Source organism: Yokenella regensburgei ATCC 49455, from assembly GCF_000735455.1.
Lineage (GTDB): Bacteria > Pseudomonadota > Gammaproteobacteria > Enterobacterales > Enterobacteriaceae > Yokenella > Yokenella regensburgei.
In genome coordinates this window covers 1-22,462 of the sequence record NZ_JMPS01000041.1, presented here as the reverse complement: position 1 = coordinate 22,462, position 22,462 = coordinate 1, and the positions used below count along the sequence as shown (strand labels likewise).

Here is a 22,462-nt window from a genome sequence, read left to right as displayed (position 1 = left end):
ATAATATTTCACTCTGGCAGGGAGCCTGCCAGATTCTTTGCCGAAACACTGCTGGAGGGCTGTTCCGTTACCTCTGGTGTTGGTACTGTGGCTGCTACCGATGCAGGCTGACGCGATCCCGGCTGAATGTTCAGAAAAGAGACCAGCATAGTGCGCAGTGTTTCCGTGCTCGTGTTGTCTGCCAACAACGCGCCCAGTACTGACGGTAATCGGCTGTCGATTTCACCCAGCGCAATGCCTGCCAGTAATGCCGTTCGCAATATTTCACCACGATCGCCCCGGTGATGCGCCTCTATCCTCGCATCCGCAAAGCGCTCGCTGGCATGTGTTCCAGGGCGCAGATAAATCAGTACTTTTCTACGGTTCATTTCCATCTCCATCACCCAATGGCTTTCAATCCGTGAACCAGCGCAAACTGTGGATCCTGAGCTACAAAGAAACGATCGTCGCGCAGGTGAACATGAGTACGAATGCCATCAGCCAGCAGACAGGCTCCACCGCCAACAATCGCAACATGGGTATACCCTTTGAATAGATTAATCGCTTCCAGCACCCGTGCCCGGTAACGCGAGATACCAGTGTGGATTGCCTGCTTTATGGAACCGACAGCACGTGGATCGTTGATATTGTTCGCGAGGTACGTATCGTCGAAACGTTTGATAATCAACCTGCCCACGTTGTAGCGGGACAGCGCCATACCGGCTTTACGCAATGCCGGCTGAACCTCGTCGGTCACCAGGGACACGCCGAGAGCCGGATCTCCGTAAATTTGTGAGACAGAAGACATCTGGCCCGCCACCAGTGATATATCCAGCGTCGTTCCGCCGAGATCTACAATCAGCACTGAATTGGAAGCCGATAGTTGATCGCACAGCGCAATCCCGGCGGGAATGGACTCCGGGCGCACGGTGACGCGGGTGATGGTAAAGACGTGACCGTTATTCAGTACCACAGGTTGCAGCAGGTTCCGTTTCTTGCGCTCGATGTTATCCAGCCGGTACTGAGCATCTTCGTCGTAGAACTCTGCCAGCGGCAGCGTCACCACGATATCCACGCACTGCGGCGCAATACCGCTGGTCAGCAGCGCATGGTGGACCGCAACGGCGTTGAGCGGGCTGTACTGCCATTCAATATTGCTGGTGGTGAGGGTATCGGGAGAAATGAGGTCAAACGAGTATTTCTCTTTGTCTGCGGTGTAGTTAAACGGCTTACTGCTGCCAAACGTGGCTGACCATCCGCGTTTGAAGCTGTTGGGGCTGATGTGGGTAAACGTTTTGCCGTGCTGCTCCCACAGCATTTTGATGTGAGTCGAACCATCATCGATATAAATGCGCATATTGCACCTGAGTTGAGTTAGATGTGAGTTGAAACTGAGCCGTCCGGCGTTGCCGGACGAATAAAAGGTGGTTATTGAGCCAGAACTGAGAGCACGATGAGATGAATCAGTGCCAGCAAGCGCTCAATGAGAAAAGGCAGTGCTGCCAGTGATACAAAAATGAGGATTTTTTTCATTTGGTCTGTTTCCAGCCTGGGATGAGTAAAATGTGAATTGCCACACAGGATTCAGGAGACAGACCTAAAGGATTTATAGCGAGGTTTTACGTTATGAATTGCGCATGGCAAATTAAATAAAATATCAGTTTATTTAAAATGAAATGCAGTGGTGATATTTGATGGGGAGTTAAAGCGCTGCTATGAAATGAAGGACGCTCAACCATGAAGGCTGATCGTCCGATTTTTTTGGGGAGCCTGGCTACTCTTCAGGATGAGCGAACTCATAAGGTGTTACATAGCCATCGCGATTTGCATCAAGATAATCTGCCCACCATTGCATCATTTGCTTACGTTCATCAAGATGCTCTGCAAGATAGATATAAGCAGCACGAACGTTATTGCGCTCCTTGTGGCTCATCTGCCGCTCCACGGCATCTTTTGACCACAGACCTGATTCGATCATGGCACTACATGCCATGGTACGAAATCCGTGGCCGCAGATGTCGCTTCTGGTATCGAATCCCATCTTGCGCAGTGCTTTGTTGATGGTGTTTTCACTCATCGGCTTATAGGGATTGTGAGCACCGGTGAAAACCAGCTCAAACTCACCGCTGATTTCGCGAATCTGTGTCAGAATCTCTATGGCCTGCTTACTCAATGGGATCAGATGTGGTGTGTACATTTTTGCACCGCGAGTTGAGAACCTGACCCCGGAAATCTCTTCACGCTTGTCTGGAAGTGTCCAGAGTGAGCGTTTGAAGTCGACTTCAGGCCAGCGTGCAAAGCGTAACTCACTGGACCGGATGAAGATGAGCAGCGCCAGTCTGATTGCCAGTATTGTGAGAGGTTGTCCCCGATAGTTGTTAATTTTCTCCAGCAGGTCAGTAACCCCGTTAAAAGGCAGAGCGGGGTGGTGTTCTGCTTTCTGCGAAGAGATCGCTCCCTTCATGTCCAGCGCGGGGTTGTAGTTGATATAGGCGTTGTGAACCGCGAAGCGCATGATATTGGTAATGCGACTCTGAAGTCGCCCTGCGGTATCGATGTTATCCCTGGCCTCCACAACTTTAACTGGTGCCAGCAGATCACGGGTATTTAGTTTTGTAATATCAGATTGACCCAGCATCGGGAATAGATGAGTTTCCAGCGAAGTGAGGATCCGTTTTGCATGGTCTTTACTCCATTTACGATTGCTCTTATGCCATTCGCGGGCAACGGCCTCAAACGTGCGGATGTTTGTGTGTCCTTTCTTTTCGTCCCGCTTTTCCTGATTAGGATCGATACCGTTCGCCAGTTGTCTTTTTGCATCGTCACGGCGGAGTCGTGCTTCCGCTAATGAAATTTCAGGATAGGGACCGATAAGGTAGGTCTGTGGTTTGCCATTAAAGTGATACAGAAAGCGCCAGCGTTTTGAGCCCGTACTGAAAACGAAAAGGTAGAGTTTGTCTGCATCGTAGATTTTGATGAATTTTTTGTCTGCCGGGCATTTTGCATTGCGGACAGCTATATCAGTCAGTGCCATAAAATATGCCTCTTTCACATCCGTTTCGAGGTACCGATTTTATCGAACTTAAGATACCTTGGTTAGTACCTCGAAAAAGATATTGATGTGGGGTGAATCTGGTTGAATTCAGTTGACCATCAGGAAAGAAAAAGGTTCGTAATACGCGGGATTAGAAAAGAAAAATGGACGTCGGTTGACGTCCATTGATAATAGGGTGGTGCCCGGACTCGGAATCGAACCAAGGACACGGGGATTTTCAATCCCCTGCTCTACCGACTGAGCTATCCGGGCAACGGGGCGCATTAAACCTGATTCACCTCGCCTCGTCAACGAAATTTATGAATTTCGCAGCAGACTGCACAATCTATCACCACTTTCGCGCATTAACACCATTTTCAGGCAAAAAAAACGGTCCAGGCGGCGGAAAGCGGCATTGCCAGCAGCAGCGCGGGGAGCATGTTAACCACTGCAAACATCTTGATCCCGCAGATCCGCAGGCCGGTTGCGACCAGTAATAGCCCGCCAACGGCGGTGAAGTCGGCCATCATCGCCGGGGTGGTCATCGGCAATATCAGCGTGGCGCAGGCGGCGAGCGTCAGCTGGATGATGAGCATTGGTACGCTGATGGCCGCAACGGCGATGCCGAGCGTGCAGGCGAAGATGGTGGCGGTGAAGAAATCGAGAAACGCTTTGGCGATCAGAATGCTGGGATCGCCGGTCATTCCTTCATGCATTGAGCCGAAAATCCCGGTGCCGCTGGCGCAAAACAGGATGATGATAGCGACATAATTCTGCACAAAAGCATCGTGGCCACCGCCGTGTTTACCGGGCCTGGAAACCATTCGTTGTGCCTTACCGACCGCCGCATTAATGCCTTTTTCCAGATAGCAAAACTCACCAATCAGCGCGCCCAGGAGCGTTGCCAGCACCATCACCGGCAGGTTGGCGCACTTCACGACCAACAGAATACCAATACCCAGTGAGGCAAGGCCAAAGATAGAGGTCATGGAGACACGAATACGCTCCGGCAGGCGCTGGCTGAGCACTGCCCCCAATACACCACCGAGCAGTACGGCTCCGGCGTTGATAAATGGTCCTGTAACCACAACTCCCTCCTGGTAATTAATCGTTATTGTTGCATTATTATTTATAATTTTCCGAATGTAAGCCAGATGTTGCTCATAAAACTGCATAATCAATGCATCTTGCACCCACTGGCGAAAGGTGCCATGATTGCGCGAATTTTCTCCTCTCCTGAGATGGGGCCGACAGTGATGACCACTTCATTACGAATTTGCCTGCACCCATGCGCGCGCAAGCGTAGGTTTTCTCATACTTTCCGTTTACTTTCTATGATCGTCATGCGGTGAAGTTCACGCCCACTCATTGTCGTTAACCCTTTATTTTCCTCCCGAAACGGGTCTGATTGCCTATGAAATCTTTGAAAATTGCCGCCAGCCATACGCTGGTTTCTCAACTCTCTACGCACCGGGAAGTGGTAGCGCTGGACGCGACCGATTTTACCGACGTGGCGGCGGTCGTCATCAGCGAAGCGGACAGCCGCAGCGGTATTCTGGCGCTGCTGAAGCGCAGCGGTTTTCAGTTGCCGGTGTTTATGCTGACGGAAGCAGAGACGACACTTCCGGAAGGTGTCAGCGGGGCGATAAACGGTAAAGCCCAGCAGTGGCTGGAGCTGGAGAGCGCCGCGGAGCGTTATGAGCAAAATCTGCTGCCGCCATTTTTTGACACCCTGAAGCAGTACGTTGAGATGGGCAACAGCACCTTTGCCTGCCCGGGGCATCAACATGGTGAATTCTTCAAAAAGCACCCGGCAGGGCGTCAGTTTTACGATTTCTTTGGCGAGAACATCTTTCGTGCCGACATGTGCAATGCCGATGTCAAACTGGGCGATTTGCTGATCCACGAAGGGGCGGCAAAAGACGCGCAAAAATATGCCGCAAAAGTGTTTAATGCTGACAAAACCTGGTTCGTGCTGAACGGCACTTCGGCGGCCAACAAGGTGGTGACTAACGCGCTGCTGACCCGGGGGGACCTGGTGCTGTTCGATCGTAACAACCACAAGTCGAACCACCATGGCGCGCTTATCCAGGCAGGAGCAACCCCGGTGTATCTCGAGGCCGCGCGTAACCCGTTCGGCTTTATTGGCGGCATTGACGAACACTGCTTTGATGAAACTTACCTGCGCGGGCTCATTGATGAAGTCGCACCAGAAAAGGCAGGAGAAGCGCGGCCGTTCCGTCTCGCGGTTATTCAGCTTGGCACCTACGATGGCACCGTGTACAACGCCCGCCAGGTTATCGATAAGATAGGTCATCTCTGCGACTACATCCTGTTTGATTCCGCGTGGGTAGGCTATGAGCAGTTTATCCCGATGATGGCTGACTGCTCGCCGCTCTTGCTGGAGCTTAACGAGAATGACCCGGGGATCTTTGTGACCCAGTCGGTGCATAAGCAGCAGGCCGGGTTCTCGCAAACCTCGCAGATCCACAAGAAAGATAACCACATTCGCGGTCAGGCGCGTTTTTGCCCTTACAAGCGGCTCAATAACGCCTACATGCTGCATGCGTCAACCAGCCCGTTCTACCCGTTCTTTGCCGCCCTCGACGTCAACGCGAAGATCCACGAAGGGGAGAGCGGACGTCGCCTGTGGGCGGAGTGTGTAGAAATGGGGATCGAAGCGCGCAAGGCGATTGTGGCTAACTGCAAGATGATCAAACCTTTTATTCCGCCGGTGGTGGCGGGGCGACCGTGGCAGGATCATCCGACAGAGGCCATTGCCCGTGAACGTCGCTTCTTCAGCTTCGGGCCGGGTGAGCGCTGGCATGGGTTTGAAGGCTACGCCCAGGATCAGTACTTTGTTGATCCATGCAAACTGCTGCTGACAACGCCCGGGATCGACGCTGAAACCGGTGAATATACCGACTTTGGGATCCCGGCAACCATCCTTGCTCACTATCTACGGGAAAACGGCATCGTGCCGGAGAAGTGCGATCTGAACTCGATCCTGTTCCTGCTCACCCCGGCGGAAAGCCCGGAAAAGCTGGCGCAGCTGGTGGCCATGCTCGGGCAGTTTGAGCAGCACATTGAGGACGACACGCCGCTTTGCGATGTGCTGCCCACGGTCTACCAGAAATACCCGGTGCGCTATCGCGATTACACCCTGCGCAAGCTGTGCCAGGAGATGCACGACCTTTACGTCAGCTTTGCGGTCAAAGATCTACAAAAGGCAATGTTCCGCAAGGCCAGCCTGCCGCCGGTGGTGATGAACCCGCAGGATGCCAACCGTGAGTTTATTCGCGGCAACGTGGAGCTGGTGCGCCTCAGCGAGGCCGAAGGGCGAATTGCTGCTGAAGGGGCGCTGCCGTATCCTCCGGGCGTGCTGTGCGTGGTGCCCGGTGAGATTTGGGGCGGTGCGGTGCAGCGCTACTTCCTGGCGCTGGAAGAGGGGGTTAACCTGCTGCCCGGGTTCTCGCCGGAGCTGCAGGGTGTCTACAGCGCGACCGATGCCGACGGCATTGAGCGGCTGTACGGCTATGTACTGAGCGCCTGACCGGAAAAGAGAGGGGAACTTAATGTTCTCCCCGCTTGTATAACCGGCGCGGATGACCGATTTTGCCATACAGCATTTCTACCTGCAGAAACCCGGCCTCGACGCAGTGCTCCAGATAGCGGCGGGTCGTGGTTTTGCTAAGCCCGGTGGCGGTTACCACGTCGTCAACGGAAAAGCAGCGCGCTTCATCCTGGTGAAACAGCGTTTGCACAATAGTCAGCGTTTTTTCTTCAATCCCTTTGCTGCCGCTGTCGAGGCGGTAGTTCTTGGCCTGTAGCTGGTACAGAGAGTCCACGTTCTGCTGGTCGACAATCTTCCACGTTCTTTGCTGTTCATGAAACTGCACAAAACGTTCCAGCGACTGGCCGAGGCGTTTCCAGGACACTGGCTTCAGAATGTAGTCAAAAGCGCCGTTGCGAATGGCCAGGCTGCAGGTATCCATATCGCTGGCGGCGGTGATAAAAATCACCGAGCAGTTCGCGCGCGCCAGCAGCGGATCGCTGATAAGGGTGATGCCTTTACCGTCGGGCAGATAGTTGTCGAGCAGCATCAGCTGCGGATGGTGCTGGTTGATAAGCGCGTGCGCCTGCGATAGCGATGCCGCCATCCCCACCAGACGCATCCGGGGGTGCTTCTTGATAAGCTCTGAGTGAAGCTCAGCAAGTTCCGGCTCGTCCTCCACGATAATTACGTCGATGATGTCAGTGTGTTGCATAATCTGTCTCTTCTGGATCCTGACCCTGGCGTATGTGACCGCCGTCGGCAGGAATAAATAAAGAAAATATCGTGCCGCGTGGCATGTTGTCTGCCACTTCGATAGTTCCGCCCACCTGAGTCACATAGCTCTCGATAAGATAAAGACCGATGCCGTGATCGCCCCGGGTTTTGGTGGTGACGCCGCGTTCAAAAATACGTTCGCGGATTTCTGGTTTAATGCCAATGCCGCGATCCGCGACTTCGATAAGCAGCTCCCTGTCGTTAAGCTGGATCAGCACATCGACCGGATCGTGCGGCAAAGGTGCGCGCTGGGTGGCTTCAATGGCGTTGTCCAGCAGGTTGCCGATGATTGAAATAAGCTCTGATTCTGCAAGGCCGGTGAAGGGCCTGTCCATAAGACAACCGGCATCAAACGCCAGTTCGACGCCTTTTTCGCGGGCGCGCGCCGCTTTGCCGAGCAGCAGCCCGCAGAGCGTCGGCGAACTGAAGCGCGAAGAGATAAAGTCGAGCAGCTCCTGGGCGTGCTCTGACTGGGCCTGGATATAGCGAATGGCTTCATCATAGCGTCCCATATGCAGCAGACCCGAGAGCGTGGTCATCCGGTTAAGCTGCTCGTGGCGCATGATGCGCAGGTTATCGACGTAGCGTTTTACCTGGCTTAGCTGGGCGCTCAGTGAGTCTATTTCGTTGCGATCGCGGAAGGTGATAACCCAGCCCTGCAGCGAGTTTTCCAGCATTATCCGCACCCGGCTCGCAATGACGTTGAGCTGGTTGAAATGGCAGATTTCGTCGTGGGTGTCTTTCTCGAGCATATGCTGGAGCTCAAAGAACGATACCGGCTCAATGACTTGCGTAATCAGCTGCCCGCGCAGGTGGCGGGTGGGCTGGCTTAAGCCCAGAAGCTTACGCGCCGCCTGGTTGATAACCTCAATGCGCATATTTTTATCGATGGCGATAACCCCTTCGTAAATCGACTCCATCAACGCTTTTTGCTGGCGTACCAGCAGGCCAATCTCGCGGGGTTCGAGCGAGAAAATCTGTTTCTTAATGCTGCGGGTGAAAAACCACGAGAACACAAAGAGGGCTGTCAGTAGCAGTACCGCCGCAATCAGGATGTTCACTACCTTATTGACCGTGATGCTGTCGAGATAGCTGGTGAGATAGCCGACGGAGACAATCCCCACGACCTGGCCCGCATCGTTAAACACCGGCGCTTTGCTACGCAGCGAAATGCCTAAGCCGCCTTTGCGGATAGTGATAGTGGTTTTCCCCTCCAGCACTTCCTGGTTATCACCGCCGACCAGTTTGGTGCCAACGCGGTCGCTGAATACCGAATGAAATAAATGGATGCCGTGGTTATCGCCAATAACAATAAAGCTGGCGTCGCTGTGCTGAGCAATCTGGCGCATGAAGGGAGTAATTGCCGCAATATCTTTTTGCTCGATCTCTTTACGTAAATTCGGAATAAGCGCAATTTCTTCTGCCTGAATTCTGGCACGAGCACTCATCTCCTGGTAAAGCTGACGGCCGACATCGACGTAATAATATCCACCCAGCAGCGCGAACAGAATCGAGAAAAACGCGACCAGGGAAATAAAGAGTTTTATCTGAAATGACAACTTCATGATTATCACGCGCGTAACTTGTCGGGTGCTCACTGTATCACTCTTTCCCATCGCTGCGGGCGTTTTGCCGGAAACTTGTGATCCTTTGCACAGCGCGGCCTGCAGAGAATAAAAACCATAAAAACCACGCTAAAAAATAAGGTGCTTCTCACAAAAAAATAATAGAAACCATAAAAACCATAGGTGCCATTAAAACTTCGGTTGTTATCTGCATTTCCTCACATAAAGTGCGTCATTGCCTCACTACTCTGACAATGCAAAATAACTAAGGGGCTTACTCATGAGCACAACTGATGATTCTTTTTCTGTTACCCACGACCCGATAGATATTCCAAAGCGCTCTCTCAAAGAGAAGTGGTGGCATATTATGGATACCTGGAAGGTGGGGATTATTCCTCTGCCACTGTTTTTGTTAGCCGGTGCGCTTATTGCCATTGACTGCCTGGGCGGTAAACTGCCAAGCGACATTGTGGTGATGGTTGCCACCCTGGCGTTCTTCGGTTTTGCCTGCGGTGAGTTCGGTAAACGTTTACCGATTATCGGCAAGCTGGGGGCGGCGGCAATCTGCGCGACCTTCATCCCGTCCGCGCTGGTGTATTACGGTCTGCTGCCGGACGTGGTGGTCGAGTCGACCACCAAATTCTATAAATCTACCAACATTCTGTATCTCTATATCTGCTGCATTATTGTCGGCAGCATCATGAGCATGAATCGCACCACGCTGATTCAGGGCTTCCTGCGTATTTTCTTCCCGATGCTGTGCGGTGAAATCGTCGGCATGATTGTCGGGATGGGCGTCGGTCTGGCGCTGGGTCTCGAACCGTTCCAGATCTTCTTCTTCATTATTCTGCCCATCATGGCCGGCGGCGTTGGCGAAGGGGCGATCCCGCTCTCCATCGGTTATGCGACCCTGCTGCATATGGATCAGGGCGTGGCGCTGGGGCGTATTCTGCCGATGGTGATGCTGGGCAGCCTGACGGCTATCGTTATCTCCGGTTGTCTGAACCAGCTGGGTAAACGCTATCCGCACCTGACCGGCGAAGGTCAACTGATGCCGGACAGCAAAGCAGATGCGAAAAACGAAGCTCCTGCGGCGATCTTCAGCGGCAAAGTTGACGTAGCGACCATCGCTTCCGGCGCGCTGTTGGCGGTGCTGCTCTATATGCTCGGCATGCTCGGCCATAAACTGATTGGCCTGCCGGCACCGGTTGGCATGCTGTTCATCGCCGTCTTCATCAAGCTGGCGCACGGTGTTTCTCCGCGCATCCTTGAAGGCTCGCAGGTAGTGTACAAATTCTTCCAGACCTCAGTGACCTACCCGATCCTGTTCGCCGTGGGCGTGGCGATTACGCCATGGGAAGAGCTGGTTGCTGCATTCAACATCACGAACCTGCTGGTCATCATCAGCACCGTTTCGGCACTGGTCGCGACCGGCTTCTTCGTCGGTAAAAAGATCGGTATGCACCCGATTGATGTCGCCATCGTTTCCTGCTGCCAGAGCGGCCAGGGCGGTACCGGTGACGTCGCCATTCTGACCGCAGGTAACCGAATGAGCTTGATGCCGTTCGCGCAGATTGCTACCCGCATCGGCGGCGCTATCAACGTCTCGGTTTCCCTGCTTGTCCTTGGCAACTTCCTTATTTGATTGATGTATTTCAGGAACCACTATGAAACTTGCAAGCTTTACCCACCAGGGGACCCGCAGCTACGGCATCGTGAAGGCCGATGGGGTGGTCGATTTAGGCCGTCGGATTGGCACCCGCTACGCCGATTTAAAAGCCCTGCTGGCCGCCGATGCGCTGAACGACGCGCAGCAATATGCCAGCGAAATCAGCGACTACGCGCTGAACGCGCTGCAGTTTTTGCCGGTGATTGAACACCCGGAAAAGATCCTGTGTGTCGGTATGAACTATGCCGAAAAGCGCAAAGAGTTTGACCAGCACAACCCGGCGCCGACGCTGTTTGTCCGCTTCCCGGATTCGCAGACTGGCCACAACGCGCCGGTGCTGAAGCCGCGTCACTCTTGTGAATTTGATTATGAAGGTGAACTGGCGGTCATTATCGGCAAGGGCGGGGAGAATATCTCCCGCAGCGCGGCCCTGGAGCACGTGGGGGGATACAGCTGCTACATGGATGGTTCCGCCCGCGACTGGCAGCACACCTGGTTTACCGCCGGGAAAAACTGGCGGCAGACCGGGGCGTTTGGTCCATGGATGACCACGGCGGATGAAATCCCTGACCCGCATCAGCTGGCCATCCGCACCTGGCTTAACGGCCGTATGGTGCAGGAGGACAACACCGCCAGCATGATCCACAAAGTGGCGGAGCTGATTGAATACATCAGTACCTTCACCCGCCTTAGCCCGGGCGATGTGATCATCACCGGATCGCCCGGTGGCGTTGGCAAAAAACGCACGCCGCCGCTGTTTATGAACGCAGGCGATCGTATTGAGGTGGAGATTGAGCACATCGGTCATCTCAGCAACGTGATTATGGACGCACCCGCGCAGCAGCTGACGGCAGCGCACTGAGGAACGGCAGGGCATCATGATTGACTTTCGCATCACCGAGGTTCTGAAGCACCCGGAACGGATGAGCCAGATCCGCTACCTGCTGGCCGACAGCGGGTTAGGTATGGACAGCGACATTACCTGGGTTGTTGAAGCCTGGAAAGACGGTAGCCTGGTAGGCTGCGCCGGGCTCGCGGCGAACGTCATCAAGTGCGTAGCGGTAGACGAGCGTTTGCGGGGCGAAAACCTCAGCGCTCGCCTGCTGGGGGAAGTGGAGAATCTGGCGCTGGCAACCGGCCATTTTCACCTTTTCCTCTGTACGCGCCCCTGCAATCGGGAGCGTTTTCAGAGCAGCGGTTTCTGGCCGATTGCCCAGAGCGGTGACAACGCCGTCTTAATGGAAAACACCCCGCAAGGGATTGCCCGCTACTGCCGATCGCTTGCCCAACAGCGCAGGCCTGGCGCCAGAATCGGTGCCATTGTGATGAACGCCAATCCGTTCACCCACGGGCATCGTCATCTGGTGGAGCAGGCGGCGCGTAGCTGCGACTGGCTGCACCTCTTCGTCGTGCGGGAAGACGCTTCGTTCTTCCCGTTCCGCGACCGTCTGGCGATGGTGAAAGCAGGGGTCGCGCACCTGTCTAATATCACTCTGCACGAGGGATCGCAGTACATCATTTCGCGTGCCACTTTCCCGGCCTATTTCCTTAAAGAGAGCGGCCTGGTGCAGCAGGCGTGGAGCGAAATCGATGTGCTCATCTTCCGCGACTACATTGCCCCGGCGTTGGGTATTACCCATCGTTTTATCGGCTCTGAGCCGTTTTGCGATATTACCCGTCAGTACAACCACACGATGCACACACTGCTTTCCGGCGCGGTTGAGGTGGTGGAGATCCCGCGCATAAAAGCCACCGGCAGCGCAATTTCTGCCTCTGAAGTCCGCCGTTTATTAAAAACCCGGCAGTTCTCGCGCATACAGGAGATCGTGCCGCAGACCACGTTCACGCATCTGGAGGCCCGCTTTGCCGCCAGCGCGGACGTCGCTTAAGTACCAGGAAAAAACTATGAAAATTGTAAGAGAGGCGCTGGCCGGAACGCAGGAGTCCAGCGACCTGATGGTGAAAATTTCCCCCGCCGACGGCGAGCTGGAAGTGGTCATCCACAGTGAAGTGATGAAGCAGTTTGGCGAGCAAATTCGCCAGGTGGTGAATGACACGCTGCGCGCGATGGGCGTTCGGCAGGGACTCATTATTATCGAAGATAAAGGGGCTCTGGATTGCGTGATTCGTGCCCGCCTGCAGAGCGCCCTGATGCGCGCCGCGGAAGTCACAGAGCCAGAGTGGGAGAAACTCCAATGAACAAACTCCGCCGCAGTATGCTGTTCCTTCCGGGAGCCAATGCTGCCATGCTCTCCACGGCGTTTATCTATCGCCCTGACTCCATTATGTTCGATCTTGAAGACGCCGTGGCGCTGCGCGAAAAAGACACCGCGCGGATGCTAGTGTTCCACGCGCTCCAGCACCCGATGTACCAGGATATTGAAACCGTGGTACGCATCAACCCACTCAGTACGCCCTTTGGCCTGCTCGATCTTGAAGCCGCGGTCCGTGCGGGCGTGGATGTCATTCGTCTGCCTAAAACCGATACGCCGGAAGACGTTGCCGAACTGGAAGGACACCTGGAGCGCATCGAACAAGCGTGCGGCCGGGAAGTGGGCTCCACCAAAGTGATGGCGGCGATTGAATCTGCGGTGGGGGTTATCAACGCGGTAGCGATTGCCCGTAGCTCTCCGCGCCTTATCGGCATTGCGCTGGCGGCCTTTGATTATGTGATGGATATGCAAACCGAGCGCGGCGACGGCACCGAGCTGTTCTATGCCCGCTGCGCGGTACTGCACGCGGCACGTGCCGCCGGGATTGATGCGTTTGACGTGGTGTGGTCCGACGTTAACGACGAAGCGGGGTTCCTGCGCGAAGTTGAGCTGATTCGCAAGATGGGCTTTAACGGCAAATCACTCATCAACCCGCGTCAGATAGATCTGCTGCACAATGCCTATGCGCCAACCCAGCAGGAAGTTGACCACGCGCAGCGGGTGATTGAAGCCGCAGAAGAGGGCGAACGTAACGGCCTTGGCGTGGTATCGCTCAACGGCAAAATGGTCGATGCGCCTATCATCAACCACGCGCAAATGGTCCTGGAGCGCGCTGCCGCTTCGGGTGTACGTCGCTAAGGACAGAGCCATGAACCAGACAGAACTTCTCCACATTCAGTATCCGCATTTGCGGGACTTAGCGCCGTTCGACTGCGCGCACAGCGCCACTCCGTGGCTTGACGATGTCACCGACAAACACCAGCGCAAGCTGTGCGAAACCCTGGAACAGGCCGTTGTTAAAAGCGGGCTGCAGGACGGAATGACCATTTCGTTCCACCATGCTTTCCGCGAGGGAGACCGGGTGATTAACCGGGTGGTCGAGTTGCTCGCGCAGATGGGATTCAAAAATCTGACCCTCGCCTCCAGCTCGCTGATGACCTGCAACGATGCGCTGATTGAGCACATCCGCAGCGGTGTTATTCGCCGGATCTACACCTCCGGCATGCGTGGCAAACTGGCGGACGCTATCTCTCATGGCCTGATGGATGAGCCGGTACAAATTCACTCCCACGGTGGCCGCGTGAAGCTGCTGCAGGACGGTGAGCTGAAAATTGACGTCGCGTTCCTCGGCGTTCCATGCAGCGACGAATTCGGTAATGCCAACGGCAGCAGCGGGGCATCCTGCTGCGGTTCTTTGGGATACGCCATGGTGGACGCGCAGTTTGCCAGTAAGGTGGTATTGCTGACAGAAAGCCTGGTGCCGTTTCCGAATATGCCCGCGAGCCTGGTGCAGGATCAGGTGGATTATATCGTACAGGTGGAGAGCGTGGGCGACCCGGCGAAAATCAGCGTCGGCGCGGCGCGCGTGACCAGCAACCCGCGTGAGCTGATGATTGCCCGCAACGCGGCAGAGGTGATTGAGCACTCCGGCTACTTCTACGATGGCTTCTCAATGCAGACTGGCTCTGGCGCGGCGGCTACCGCCTGCACCCGCTTTATGGGTGAGAAAATGCAGCGCGCGGGAGTGAAAGCACGTTTTGCTCTCGGCGGGATCACCGGCAGCCTGGTTGACCTGCACGAGCAGGGGCTTATTGAAAAACTCCTCGATACCCAGTGCTTTGACGGGCAGGCGGCGGCGTCGCTGGCGCGTAACCCTGATCACGTGGAGATCTCCACCAACGTCTACGCTAACCCCGGCAGTAAGGCCGCGAGCTGCGATCAGCTGGATGTGGTTATCCTCAGCGCGCTGGAAATTGACGTCGATTTTAACGTTAACGTGATCACCGGATCCGACGGCGTGATGCGCGGTGCATCCGGCGGTCACTGTGACGTGGCGGCGGCGGCTAACCTGACCATCGTTGTCGCCCCACTGCTGCGTAGCCGTATTCCAACGGTGGTGAAACGGGTAACGACCCGCCTGACCCCGGGTGAAAGCATTGACGTGCTGGTGACCGATCACGGCATTGCGGTGAACCCGGCGCGCCCGGAGATCCGTGAGCGTTTAGAGGCCGCTGGCCTGAAAGTGGTGGATATTACGGCGCTGTACGAGCGCGCGATAGCGCTCACCGGTGTCCCCAAAGCGATTGAGTTTACCGATAAAATCGTCGGCGTTATCCGCTACCGCGACGGTAGCGTGATTGACGTTGTTCGTCAGGTGAAGGAGAGCGAGTAATGAGCGTGCTGACCCCCGAAGTGCCGGTGGTCAGCCTGGATGCGCTGCTGGCGGCGAAAGATAGCCGCGCAGCGCGGCAGGCAGACTGGCTAACTCACTACCAGCAACCGGTGATTTCACTGACTCTGGTGACGCCGGGCGCGGTGAAAGACAGTATTCGTTATCGCAACAGTATGGGGGTAGCGCTGCAGGCCTGCGACCAGCTGCTGTGGCAGCAGCGCTGGCGCATACTCGACCGGCAGGTGCTGTGGTTACCCACCGGGCCAGAGGCGCTGTGGTGCGTGGAGCATTCGGCAACGGAAATCAAAGCCCACTGTGCGATGCTCGAGCAGACGCATCCGCTGGGCCGGCTGTGGGATCTGGACGTCATCTGTCCCACGCTGGGTCCGGTAGGGCGTAAATCCCTGGGCAACGACATGCGCCGCTGCCTGCTGTGCGATGAGCCTGCGCACGCCTGTGCGCGTTCTCGCCGCCACCCTCAGGATCAGGTGGTATCCCGCGTGGAGAAATTGATTGATGACTGGTTTACTCGCGACTAAACCGCGCGCTGCGGATGTCCCGGCGCTTGCCGAAGCGGCACTATGGCACGAGCTGAACCTGACGCCAAAGCCGGGGCTGGTGGACCGCGCCAACAGCGGTTCACATCGCGATATGGATTACGCGCTGTTTACCCGCAGTATTGCCGCCATCACCCCCTGGTTTCGCCGTTTTGAAGCCGCCGGCTTTGCGTATGCGCACTTTCCGGTGAGCGAGCAGCTGCGCAGGCTGCGCCCGTTCGGCATTGCCTGCGAACAGGCGATGCTCGCGGCCACCAACGGGGTCAACACCCACAAAGGCGGGATTTTCGCGCTGGGGTTACTCTGTTTTGCCGCCGGAAGGTTGCGTGGCCAGGCGCGCAGGCTTAGCGCCGACGCGCTGTGTCAGGCGGTGAGCGAGATGTGTCGCGGCATGGTGCAGCGTGAACTGGCGGGAAAAAGTGTGGCAACAACCGCCGGTGAACGTCAGTTTCAGCAGTACGGCCTGACCGGCGCGCGCGGTGAAGCCGAGAGCGGTTTTGCGATGGCGCGAAGTGTACCGGGCGTTAGTTTGCACGAACGGCTGCTGCGGCTGATGGCGGTCAACCCGGACAGTAATCTGGTGTCGCGCGGCGGCATTGAAGGCCTGCATTATGTTCAACGCTATGCGCAGCGGTTGCTGAAAGAGGGTTGGGATCTGGCGGCGCTGGAGGCCATGAACAGGGCGCTGGTGGAGCGTAACTTAAGCCCGGGCGGAAGCGCTGATTTGCTGTCGGTGGCGTGGGTGCTGGGGGAAATATAGCATCCTCTCCCGCAGGGGGAGAGGATGAGAAGGACTTAGTGGGCGACGGGCTGAGCGCCTGCCGGAACACGAACGTGCTTGTACTTGAACAGGGAGTAGAACGCGACGGCCAGAACCAGAGAGTATCCGGCGAAAATCAGCCACACGGATTTCCAGTCAGTGACACCGCTCAGGGTGTACATCTCAACGACCTTACCGCTCACCATACCGCCGAGGATACAGCCGAAGCCGTTGGTCATCATCAGGAACATGCCCTGGGCGCTGGCGCGGATTTCAGGTTTCACTTCTTTCTCAACGAACACCGAGCCGGAGATGTTGAAGAAGTCGAAGGCGCAGCCGTAAACAATCATCGACAGAACCAGCAGGATGCTACCGAACGGCGTCGGGTCGCCGTAGGCGAACAGACCAAAGCGGAACATCCATGCGAAGATACTGATCATCATGACTTTCTTAATGCCATAACGGCTCAGGAAGAACGGGATGGTCAGGATGAACAGGGTTTCAGACATCTGCGAAATCGACATCATCACCGAAGCGTGCTGCACGATAAAGCTGCTGGCAAACATTGGATCTTTGTCGAAGCTGTGCAGGAAGGTGTTACCGAACATGTTGGTTATCTGCAGTTCAGCACCGAGCAGCATTGCGAAGATGAAGAATACCGCCATACGCTTGTTTTTGAACAACGCGAAGGCATCGAGGCCGAGCATAGTGCTCCAGGTGAGGCTCTTCTGCTGGTTAGATACCGGAACATGCGGCAGCGTCAGGGTAAAGAGTGCCAGCGCAACAGACAGGGCCGCACCAATGTAGAGCTGCATGTGGCTCATTTCAAAGCCGCCGAAGCTCACTGCCCACATGGCCGCGATAAAGCCGATGGTGCCCCAGATACGGATAGGCGGGAACGCCGTCACGATATCCATACCGGCGGTTTTCAGACGGTAGTAAGAGATAGTGTTAATCAGCCCAAGCGTCGGCATGTAGGCCAGCGAGTTGAGCAGGATAACAAAGAACATCATGCCCGGTGTAGTCACCCCGGCGGCGATAAATAACGTCGCAGCACCCACCAGATGGCAGAAGGCGTAAAGCCATTTTGCACTGATCCATTTATCCGCCACTATCCCCAGTAAGGTTGGCATAAAGACCGCCGCAATACCTAAGGAGCTGTAGACCGTACCGACAGAAACGCCGTCGAACTTCAGGGTGACTATCATGTAGGTGCCGAGCGTGGTCAGCCAGCTACCCCATAGACAGAACTGCAGAAATGACAAAATTTTAAGCTGCAGCTTCAGGTTCATTGTTACTTTCCTCACAAGAGAGCGGAATAAGTGTTCTGTTAGAAACATTCACGGGTATGAATTTGGTGAGATTCTATCGGTATGGTACGAGGCTTTTTGTTACTTTCCGCAAAAAAATGCAATGATTTTAATTTTGCAGCGCGAAATAGTGACGCAGTTAACATTTATGCATCATGTATAAGAAAAACCTCTCCCTTGCGGAAGAGGTTTACGAGGAATTACTTACGACGATAGCCTTTCTGCGCGCTATTCACTTTATACAAATAGCGGCGTGACTCAGCCGACGGGTGGCGAGTGGTGAGCGTCTGATAGACATCACCTGGCGCCATGTTGTTGATGATGTTCGCCGCCTGCGCTTTATCGCTGGAGAACACCCGTAGCACGCTGCCCGCGCCGCCGTTGTAGGCGGTAATGACCGCGTAACGACGTGAGGTCGGGTTATCGATGCCGGAAAGATAGACGTTGTTCAGCATTGCCAGATACGCCGTACCGGTGTCGATATTGCTTGCCGGGTCGAACAGGAAGCTGCGGCTCGGCGTGCCGGATTTCCCTTGCGAACGGTACACGTCTTTCCCGGCGCTGTGCTGTACGACCTGCATCAGGCCGAGGGCGTCGGCGTTGCTCACCGCATACGGGTTAAACGACGATTCCGTCTGCATAATCGCGAGGATCAGGGATTCATCAACGCCGTACTTATGCGAAGCCTTACGTACCATGCCGATGTACTTATGTGCACGCTTATCGAGGTGGTTCGGCACCAGGTTGATGGTCACGCTATAGATGATGTGCAAGCCGTTGTTGCGGCTCTTCAGGCGGTTCTGAATCAGCCAGTCGGCATAGTTCGCCGCACGTCCTTGCCAGCGAATCGGTTGCCCGGTGTTGTCGACCACCTGGCCATACAGGAATGGCTCTTTAGAGATCTGAATATCGTCGGCATCGGAGTAGAGATCGACCGAGCTCGGATCGTCGCCCATCAGTAGGGTTTTGATGATGGTCTGACGCAGGCGCGCTGCAGGTTCCGTCCCGGCGATGGTTTCGACGGTAATGGTCCCCTCATCAAAGTTGATGTGGCTACGGGTCTGATACTGGTCGGTATACTTCACGTAGTCCTTCGGCCCTGCCAACAGAACTTCGTTATACCCCCAGATATTCTCGATGTTGTGAGCAAACTGCCCCATCAGAATATCAAAACCGTTGGTGTCCTTTTCCCAGGCCTCGTTGTAGCTGTCGCCTTTTTTATTGGAGCTGGAACAAGAAACGAGCAACGGCGCAATCAAGGCTAGCGCTAATAATTTTTTCATCATTCCGGGAGTGCGTGTTGTGTTTGTTGTAAGGGCCGTCGGGCCCTTATGGTTTTTCCGGCGGCGTGTAGCCTTCGATATGCACGTCTTTGCCTTCAAACAGGAAGTTAACCATCTCCTGCTCCAGCAGCTTGCGATGCTCCGGGTTCATCATGTTGAGTTTTTTCTCATTAATCAACATGGTCTGCTTATGCTGCCACTGTCCCCAGGCTTCTTTTGAGATTTCGTTGTAGATGCGCTTGCCGAGTTCGCCCGGGTAAAGCTGAAAGTCCTGGCCGTCTGCGTCGCGCTGCAGGAAAGTACAAAAAATAGTTCTGCTCATGATATATCCTCTTTTTCGACCAGGGCGCTATGCCAGCGCTCCGGTGCGTAACTGCTGTAACAAACGCTCCACGGGAGCCGCCAGCCCGACGGCCGGTGGCTGGGCTAAGTTATACCAGAGAGCGCTGCCTTCATCCATGCATGAGGCACTGGACTGCACATCCAGCCACATTGGCACAATATCCAGATGGAAGTGGCTGAATGTGTGACGAAAAGCGGTGTGCTGGCTGAGATTATCCGCATTTATCTGCCGCTGCGCCAGCCACAGACGCAGGGCTTCTTCGGTTTCGAACTGCGGGAAGCAAAACAGCCCTCCCCACAGGCCGACCGGCGGCCGCTGCTGCAGAAACACGTCGTCGTGTTTCTGCATAATAAGGAAATAACCGGTGCGTTCAGGAATAGTCTGCTTCGGTTTCTTGCCCGGATACTGCGCCCAGCTGTGGTTGGCTTCAGCAATGCACAGGTTGTTGAGTGGACACAGATCGCACTTGGGTTTAGTACGCGTACAGACCATGGCGCCCAGATCCATCATTGCCTGATTAAAGCGCTCAACCCCTTTTGCCGGAGTGACTTCTTCGCTGATTTGCCACAGGCGATTCTCTACCTCTTTTTTCCCCGGCCAGCCGCCGATGGCATAAGCTCGTGCCAGCACGCGCTTGACGTTGCCGTCGAGAATGGGGAAATGCTTGCCGAGCGATAACGAGAGGATCGCCCCTGCCGTAGAGCGCCCGACGCCGGGAAGGGCGGCCACTTCTTCATAGGTTTCCGGGAATTTTCCCTTGTGCAGGCTGGCAACCTGCTGAGCCGCCTTATGCAAATTGCGCGCGCGGGCGTAATAGCCAAGGCCGGTCCACAGGTGCAGCACTTCATCCAGCGGCGCGTTCGCCAGATCGGTAACCGTGGGGAATTGCGCCATAAAGCGTTCAAAATAGGGGATAACGGTGGTGACCTGAGTTTGTTGCAACATCACCTCTGAGAGCCATACTTTGTAGGGCGTCTTTTCAATTTGCCAGGGAAGAGTTTTACGCCCGTATTTGTCGTACCAGTCCAGAACCTGGGCTGAAAATTGAGAGGCTTGCATGGTCACCGATTCGTAATAACAGGGAGGCAAATTCCAGCACAGCGGCACAATGCTGTAAACAGGATCTTTCCCATGCTTGCATACTATCCCTAACTTTGGATAATGCCCGTTTCCCGAACACTCTCACAAGCAGACTTAATTTTTATGAATAACGACGTCATTTCACCGGATTTTGATGAAAACGGCCGCCCGCTGCGCCGTATTCGTAGCTTCGTCCGTCGCCAGGGGCGCCTGACCAAAGGACAACAGCACGCGCTGGATAACTACTGGCCGGTGATGGGCGTCGAGTTCAGCGAAGAGCCGGTCGACTTCGACACGCTGTTTGGCCGCTGCGCGCCAGTCACGCTGGAGATCGGTTTTGGTATGGGCGCATCGCTGGTGGCGATGGCGAAAGCAAAGCCGGAGCAAAATTTCCTCGGTATTGAAGTGCATTCGCCGGGCGTGGGCGCCTGCCTGAGCTCTGCTCATGAAGAGGGTGTCGATAACCTGCGCGTGATGTGTCACGACGCGGTTGAAGTGCTGCACAAAATGATTCCTGACAATTCTTTGAACATGGTTCAGCTCTTTTTCCCTGACCCGTGGCATAAAGCGCGTCATAATAAGCGCCGTATCGTTCAGGTACCGTTTGCAGAACTGATTAAAAGCAAGCTGAAGCTCGGTGGTGTATTCCACATGGCGACTGACTGGGAAGCGTATGCAGAACATATGCTGGAAGTCATGTCCTCGCTCGAAGGGTATAAAAACCTGTCTGAGAGCAACGACTTCGTACCGCGTCCGGAATCACGTCCGGTAACCAAATTTGAACAACGTGGCCATCGTCTTGGCCACGGCGTATGGGACTTAATGTTCGAGAGGGTGAAATAATGGCAAAGAACCGTAGCCGTCGTCTGCGTAAGAAAATGCATATCGACGAATTCCAGGAATTAGGGTTTTCGGTCGCCTGGCGTTTTCCGGAAGGCACCAGCGAAGAGCAGATCGATAAAGTGGTTGATGACTTTATCAATGAAGTCATTGAGCCAAACAAGCTGGCATTTGACGGCAGTGGCTATCTGGCCTGGGAAGGGCTGGTCTGCATGCAGGAAGTCGGTAAATGTACCGAAGAGCATCAGGCTACCGTTCGTAAGTGGCTGGAAGAGCACAAATTTGAAGATGTGCGCATCAGCGAACTTTTCGACGTCTGGTGGGACTAAGTTAAAGAAAGGGCCGGCAATTGCCGGCCCGTTTTGTATTGAGGGAAGAATATGATGCGCAAAACGCTGCTTGCGGCGGCGCTGACGGTAACCGCCTTTGCGGCACAGGCCGATTATCAGTGCAGTGTCACCCCGCGTGACGATGTGATTTTGAGCCCACAAACCGTGCAGGTGAAAGGGGAGAACGGCAATCTGGTCATCACACCGGATGGCAGCGTGACCTTCAACGGCCAGGCGCGCAATCTGACCGCTGCCCAGCGTGAACAGGCGAAAGATTACCAGGCCGAGCTGCGCACCGCGCTGCCGTGGATTGATGAGGGTGCTCGTACCCGCGTTGAGAAAAGCCGCATCGCGCTGGATAAAATCATCACCGAGCAGGTTGGTGAAAGCAGCAGCATGCGCGGGCGTTTGACCAAGCTTGATGCGCAGCTGAAAACCCAGATGAACCGCATCATTGAGCACCGCACCGATGGGTTAACCTTCCACTATAAAGCCATCGATCAGGTGCGTGCTGACGGACAGCAGCTGGTGAATCAGGCGATGGGCGGCATTCTGCAGGACAGCATTAATGAAGTTGGCGCCAAAGCGGTGCTGAAAGGCGGCGGTAACCCGCTGCAGGGGATTTTAGGCAGCCTCGGTGGCCTGCAGACCGCGATCCAGAACGAATGGAAGAATCAGGAAGATGATTTCCAGAAGTTTGGTAAGGACGTTTGCTCCCGCGTAGTGTCGCTGGAAGACAGCCGTAAAACGCTGGTAGGGTCGTTGAAGTAAGATTTTT

General features: G+C 55.1%; 22 protein-coding genes and 1 tRNA gene. 12 read left to right on the top strand and 11 right to left on the bottom strand.

All coding sequences use genetic code 11. The features are described 5' to 3' along the window. Window positions 1–8 precede the first annotated feature (8 nt). The 5 genes from GYRE_RS12455 to GYRE_RS12435 all read right to left on the bottom strand — a co-directional run bounded on the left by GYRE_RS12455 (window position 9) and on the right by GYRE_RS12435 (window position 4,101). Window positions 9–374 carry a plasmid partitioning/stability family protein gene (locus GYRE_RS12455; protein WP_038255628.1) on the bottom strand — a complete coding sequence of 122 codons (366 nt, stop codon included), beginning with the start codon at window positions 372–374 and terminating at the stop codon, window positions 9–11. Between the two features lie 5 nt (window positions 375–379). Beyond that, entirely contained in the window at window positions 380–1,336 is a 957-nt protein-coding gene (gene parM / locus GYRE_RS12450; RefSeq protein WP_038255618.1) for a plasmid segregation protein ParM domain-containing protein, read from the bottom strand. A gap of 417 nt (window positions 1,337–1,753) precedes the next feature. Further along, window positions 1,754–3,013, bottom strand: coding sequence for a tyrosine-type recombinase/integrase (locus tag GYRE_RS12445; RefSeq protein ID WP_038255616.1), 1,260 nt, complete (start codon window positions 3,011–3,013; stop codon window positions 1,754–1,756). Window positions 3,014–3,210: 197 nt separating this feature from the next. Next, window positions 3,211–3,286: transfer RNA gene (locus tag GYRE_RS12440), tRNA-Phe, on the bottom strand. A gap of 104 nt (window positions 3,287–3,390) precedes the next feature. After that, window positions 3,391–4,101, bottom strand: a complete 711-nt coding sequence (locus GYRE_RS12435; protein ID WP_038255615.1) for a DUF554 domain-containing protein — start codon at window positions 4,099–4,101, stop codon at window positions 3,391–3,393. 326 nt (window positions 4,102–4,427) lie between these two features. On the opposite strand from GYRE_RS12435, the gene GYRE_RS12430 reads away from it, so the two are divergent. After that, window positions 4,428–6,566, top strand: a complete 2,139-nt coding sequence (locus GYRE_RS12430) for an ornithine decarboxylase (RefSeq protein ID WP_038255613.1) — start codon at window positions 4,428–4,430, stop codon at window positions 6,564–6,566. Between the two features lie 19 nt (window positions 6,567–6,585). Here the strand turns inward: GYRE_RS12430 and GYRE_RS12425 are convergent, their stop codons facing one another. Both GYRE_RS12425 and GYRE_RS12420 read right to left on the bottom strand, forming a co-directional pair. After that, window positions 6,586–7,281, bottom strand: a complete 696-nt coding sequence (locus GYRE_RS12425) for a response regulator (protein WP_038255611.1) — start codon at window positions 7,279–7,281, stop codon at window positions 6,586–6,588. Continuing rightward, window positions 7,268–8,908, bottom strand: a complete 1,641-nt coding sequence (locus GYRE_RS12420) for an ATP-binding protein (RefSeq protein WP_038255626.1) — start codon at window positions 8,906–8,908, stop codon at window positions 7,268–7,270. The genes GYRE_RS12425 and GYRE_RS12420 overlap by 14 nt, the downstream gene beginning before the upstream one ends. Before the next feature lie 280 nt (window positions 8,909–9,188). Here GYRE_RS12420 and GYRE_RS12415 point away from each other — a divergent pair, with 280 nt between their 5' ends. Genes GYRE_RS12415 through citG form a run of 8 tightly spaced genes read left to right on the top strand, consistent with a single transcriptional unit; the run spans window position 9,189 to window position 16,499 of the window. Further along, on the top strand, window positions 9,189–10,553 hold the full coding sequence (locus GYRE_RS12415) for a 2-hydroxycarboxylate transporter family protein (protein WP_038255610.1): 1,365 nt from the start codon (window positions 9,189–9,191) through the stop codon (window positions 10,551–10,553). A 22-nt stretch (window positions 10,554–10,575) separates the two neighbouring features. Then, window positions 10,576–11,439, top strand: a complete 864-nt coding sequence (locus GYRE_RS12410; protein WP_038255608.1) for a fumarylacetoacetate hydrolase family protein — start codon at window positions 10,576–10,578, stop codon at window positions 11,437–11,439. A 16-nt stretch (window positions 11,440–11,455) separates the two neighbouring features. Then, the gene (gene citC, locus GYRE_RS12405) at window positions 11,456–12,466 is read left to right on the top strand and encodes a [citrate (pro-3S)-lyase] ligase (RefSeq protein ID WP_038255607.1); all 1,011 of its coding nucleotides are present in this window, start codon (window positions 11,456–11,458) and stop codon (window positions 12,464–12,466) included. A gap of 16 nt (window positions 12,467–12,482) precedes the next feature. Then, complete coding sequence (gene citD / locus GYRE_RS12400; RefSeq protein ID WP_006818317.1) at window positions 12,483–12,776, top strand: citrate lyase acyl carrier protein; 294 nt, start codon at window positions 12,483–12,485, stop codon at window positions 12,774–12,776. Beyond that, on the top strand, window positions 12,773–13,648 hold the full coding sequence (gene citE, locus GYRE_RS12395) for a citrate (pro-3S)-lyase subunit beta (protein ID WP_038255606.1): 876 nt from the start codon (window positions 12,773–12,775) through the stop codon (window positions 13,646–13,648). Before citD ends, citE begins: the two co-directional genes overlap by 4 nt. Window positions 13,649–13,658: 10 nt before the next feature. Continuing rightward, a complete protein-coding gene (gene citF, locus GYRE_RS12390) occupies window positions 13,659–15,182 on the top strand; it encodes a citrate lyase subunit alpha (protein ID WP_038255605.1) in 1,524 nt (507 codons plus the stop codon). Further along, window positions 15,182–15,721: a citrate lyase holo-[acyl-carrier protein] synthase gene (citX, locus tag GYRE_RS12385; RefSeq protein ID WP_038255604.1), complete on the top strand. Its 540-nt coding sequence runs from the start codon at window positions 15,182–15,184 to the stop codon at window positions 15,719–15,721. The genes citF and citX overlap by 1 nt, the downstream gene beginning before the upstream one ends. Next, the gene (gene citG / locus GYRE_RS12380; RefSeq protein WP_038255603.1) at window positions 15,699–16,499 is read left to right on the top strand and encodes a triphosphoribosyl-dephospho-CoA synthase CitG; all 801 of its coding nucleotides are present in this window, start codon (window positions 15,699–15,701) and stop codon (window positions 16,497–16,499) included. Before citX ends, citG begins: the two co-directional genes overlap by 23 nt. Window positions 16,500–16,534: 35 nt before the next feature. On the opposite strand, the gene GYRE_RS12375 is transcribed toward citG, so the two are convergent. The 4 genes from GYRE_RS12375 to mutY form a co-directional block, all read right to left on the bottom strand. Then, on the bottom strand, window positions 16,535–17,791 hold the full coding sequence (locus GYRE_RS12375) for a nucleoside permease (protein WP_038255601.1): 1,257 nt from the start codon (window positions 17,789–17,791) through the stop codon (window positions 16,535–16,537). A gap of 218 nt (window positions 17,792–18,009) precedes the next feature. Further along, complete coding sequence (mltC, locus tag GYRE_RS12370; protein ID WP_006818324.1) at window positions 18,010–19,095, bottom strand: membrane-bound lytic murein transglycosylase MltC; 1,086 nt, start codon at window positions 19,093–19,095, stop codon at window positions 18,010–18,012. A gap of 43 nt (window positions 19,096–19,138) precedes the next feature. Beyond that, window positions 19,139–19,414, bottom strand: a complete 276-nt coding sequence (locus GYRE_RS12365; RefSeq protein ID WP_006818325.1) for an oxidative damage protection protein — start codon at window positions 19,412–19,414, stop codon at window positions 19,139–19,141. A 27-nt stretch (window positions 19,415–19,441) separates the two neighbouring features. Beyond that, window positions 19,442–20,494, bottom strand: a complete 1,053-nt coding sequence (mutY, locus tag GYRE_RS12360) for an A/G-specific adenine glycosylase (RefSeq protein WP_169741880.1) — start codon at window positions 20,492–20,494, stop codon at window positions 19,442–19,444. 144 nt (window positions 20,495–20,638) lie between these two features. On the opposite strand from mutY, the gene trmB reads away from it, so the two are divergent. From trmB to GYRE_RS12345, 3 genes are read left to right on the top strand one after another with little or no spacing between them, the layout of a single operon-like run. Further along, window positions 20,639–21,358 (top strand): tRNA (guanosine(46)-N7)-methyltransferase TrmB, encoded by a 720-nt coding sequence (trmB, locus tag GYRE_RS12355; RefSeq protein WP_006818327.1) that lies wholly within the window; start codon window positions 20,639–20,641, stop codon window positions 21,356–21,358. Further along, entirely contained in the window at window positions 21,358–21,684 is a 327-nt protein-coding gene (locus GYRE_RS12350; RefSeq protein WP_006818328.1) for a YggL family protein, read from the top strand. Before trmB ends, GYRE_RS12350 begins: the two co-directional genes overlap by 1 nt. A gap of 51 nt (window positions 21,685–21,735) precedes the next feature. Next, complete coding sequence (locus tag GYRE_RS12345) at window positions 21,736–22,455, top strand: YggN family protein (RefSeq protein ID WP_006818329.1); 720 nt, start codon at window positions 21,736–21,738, stop codon at window positions 22,453–22,455. The last annotated feature ends 7 nt before the right edge of the window (window positions 22,456–22,462 follow it).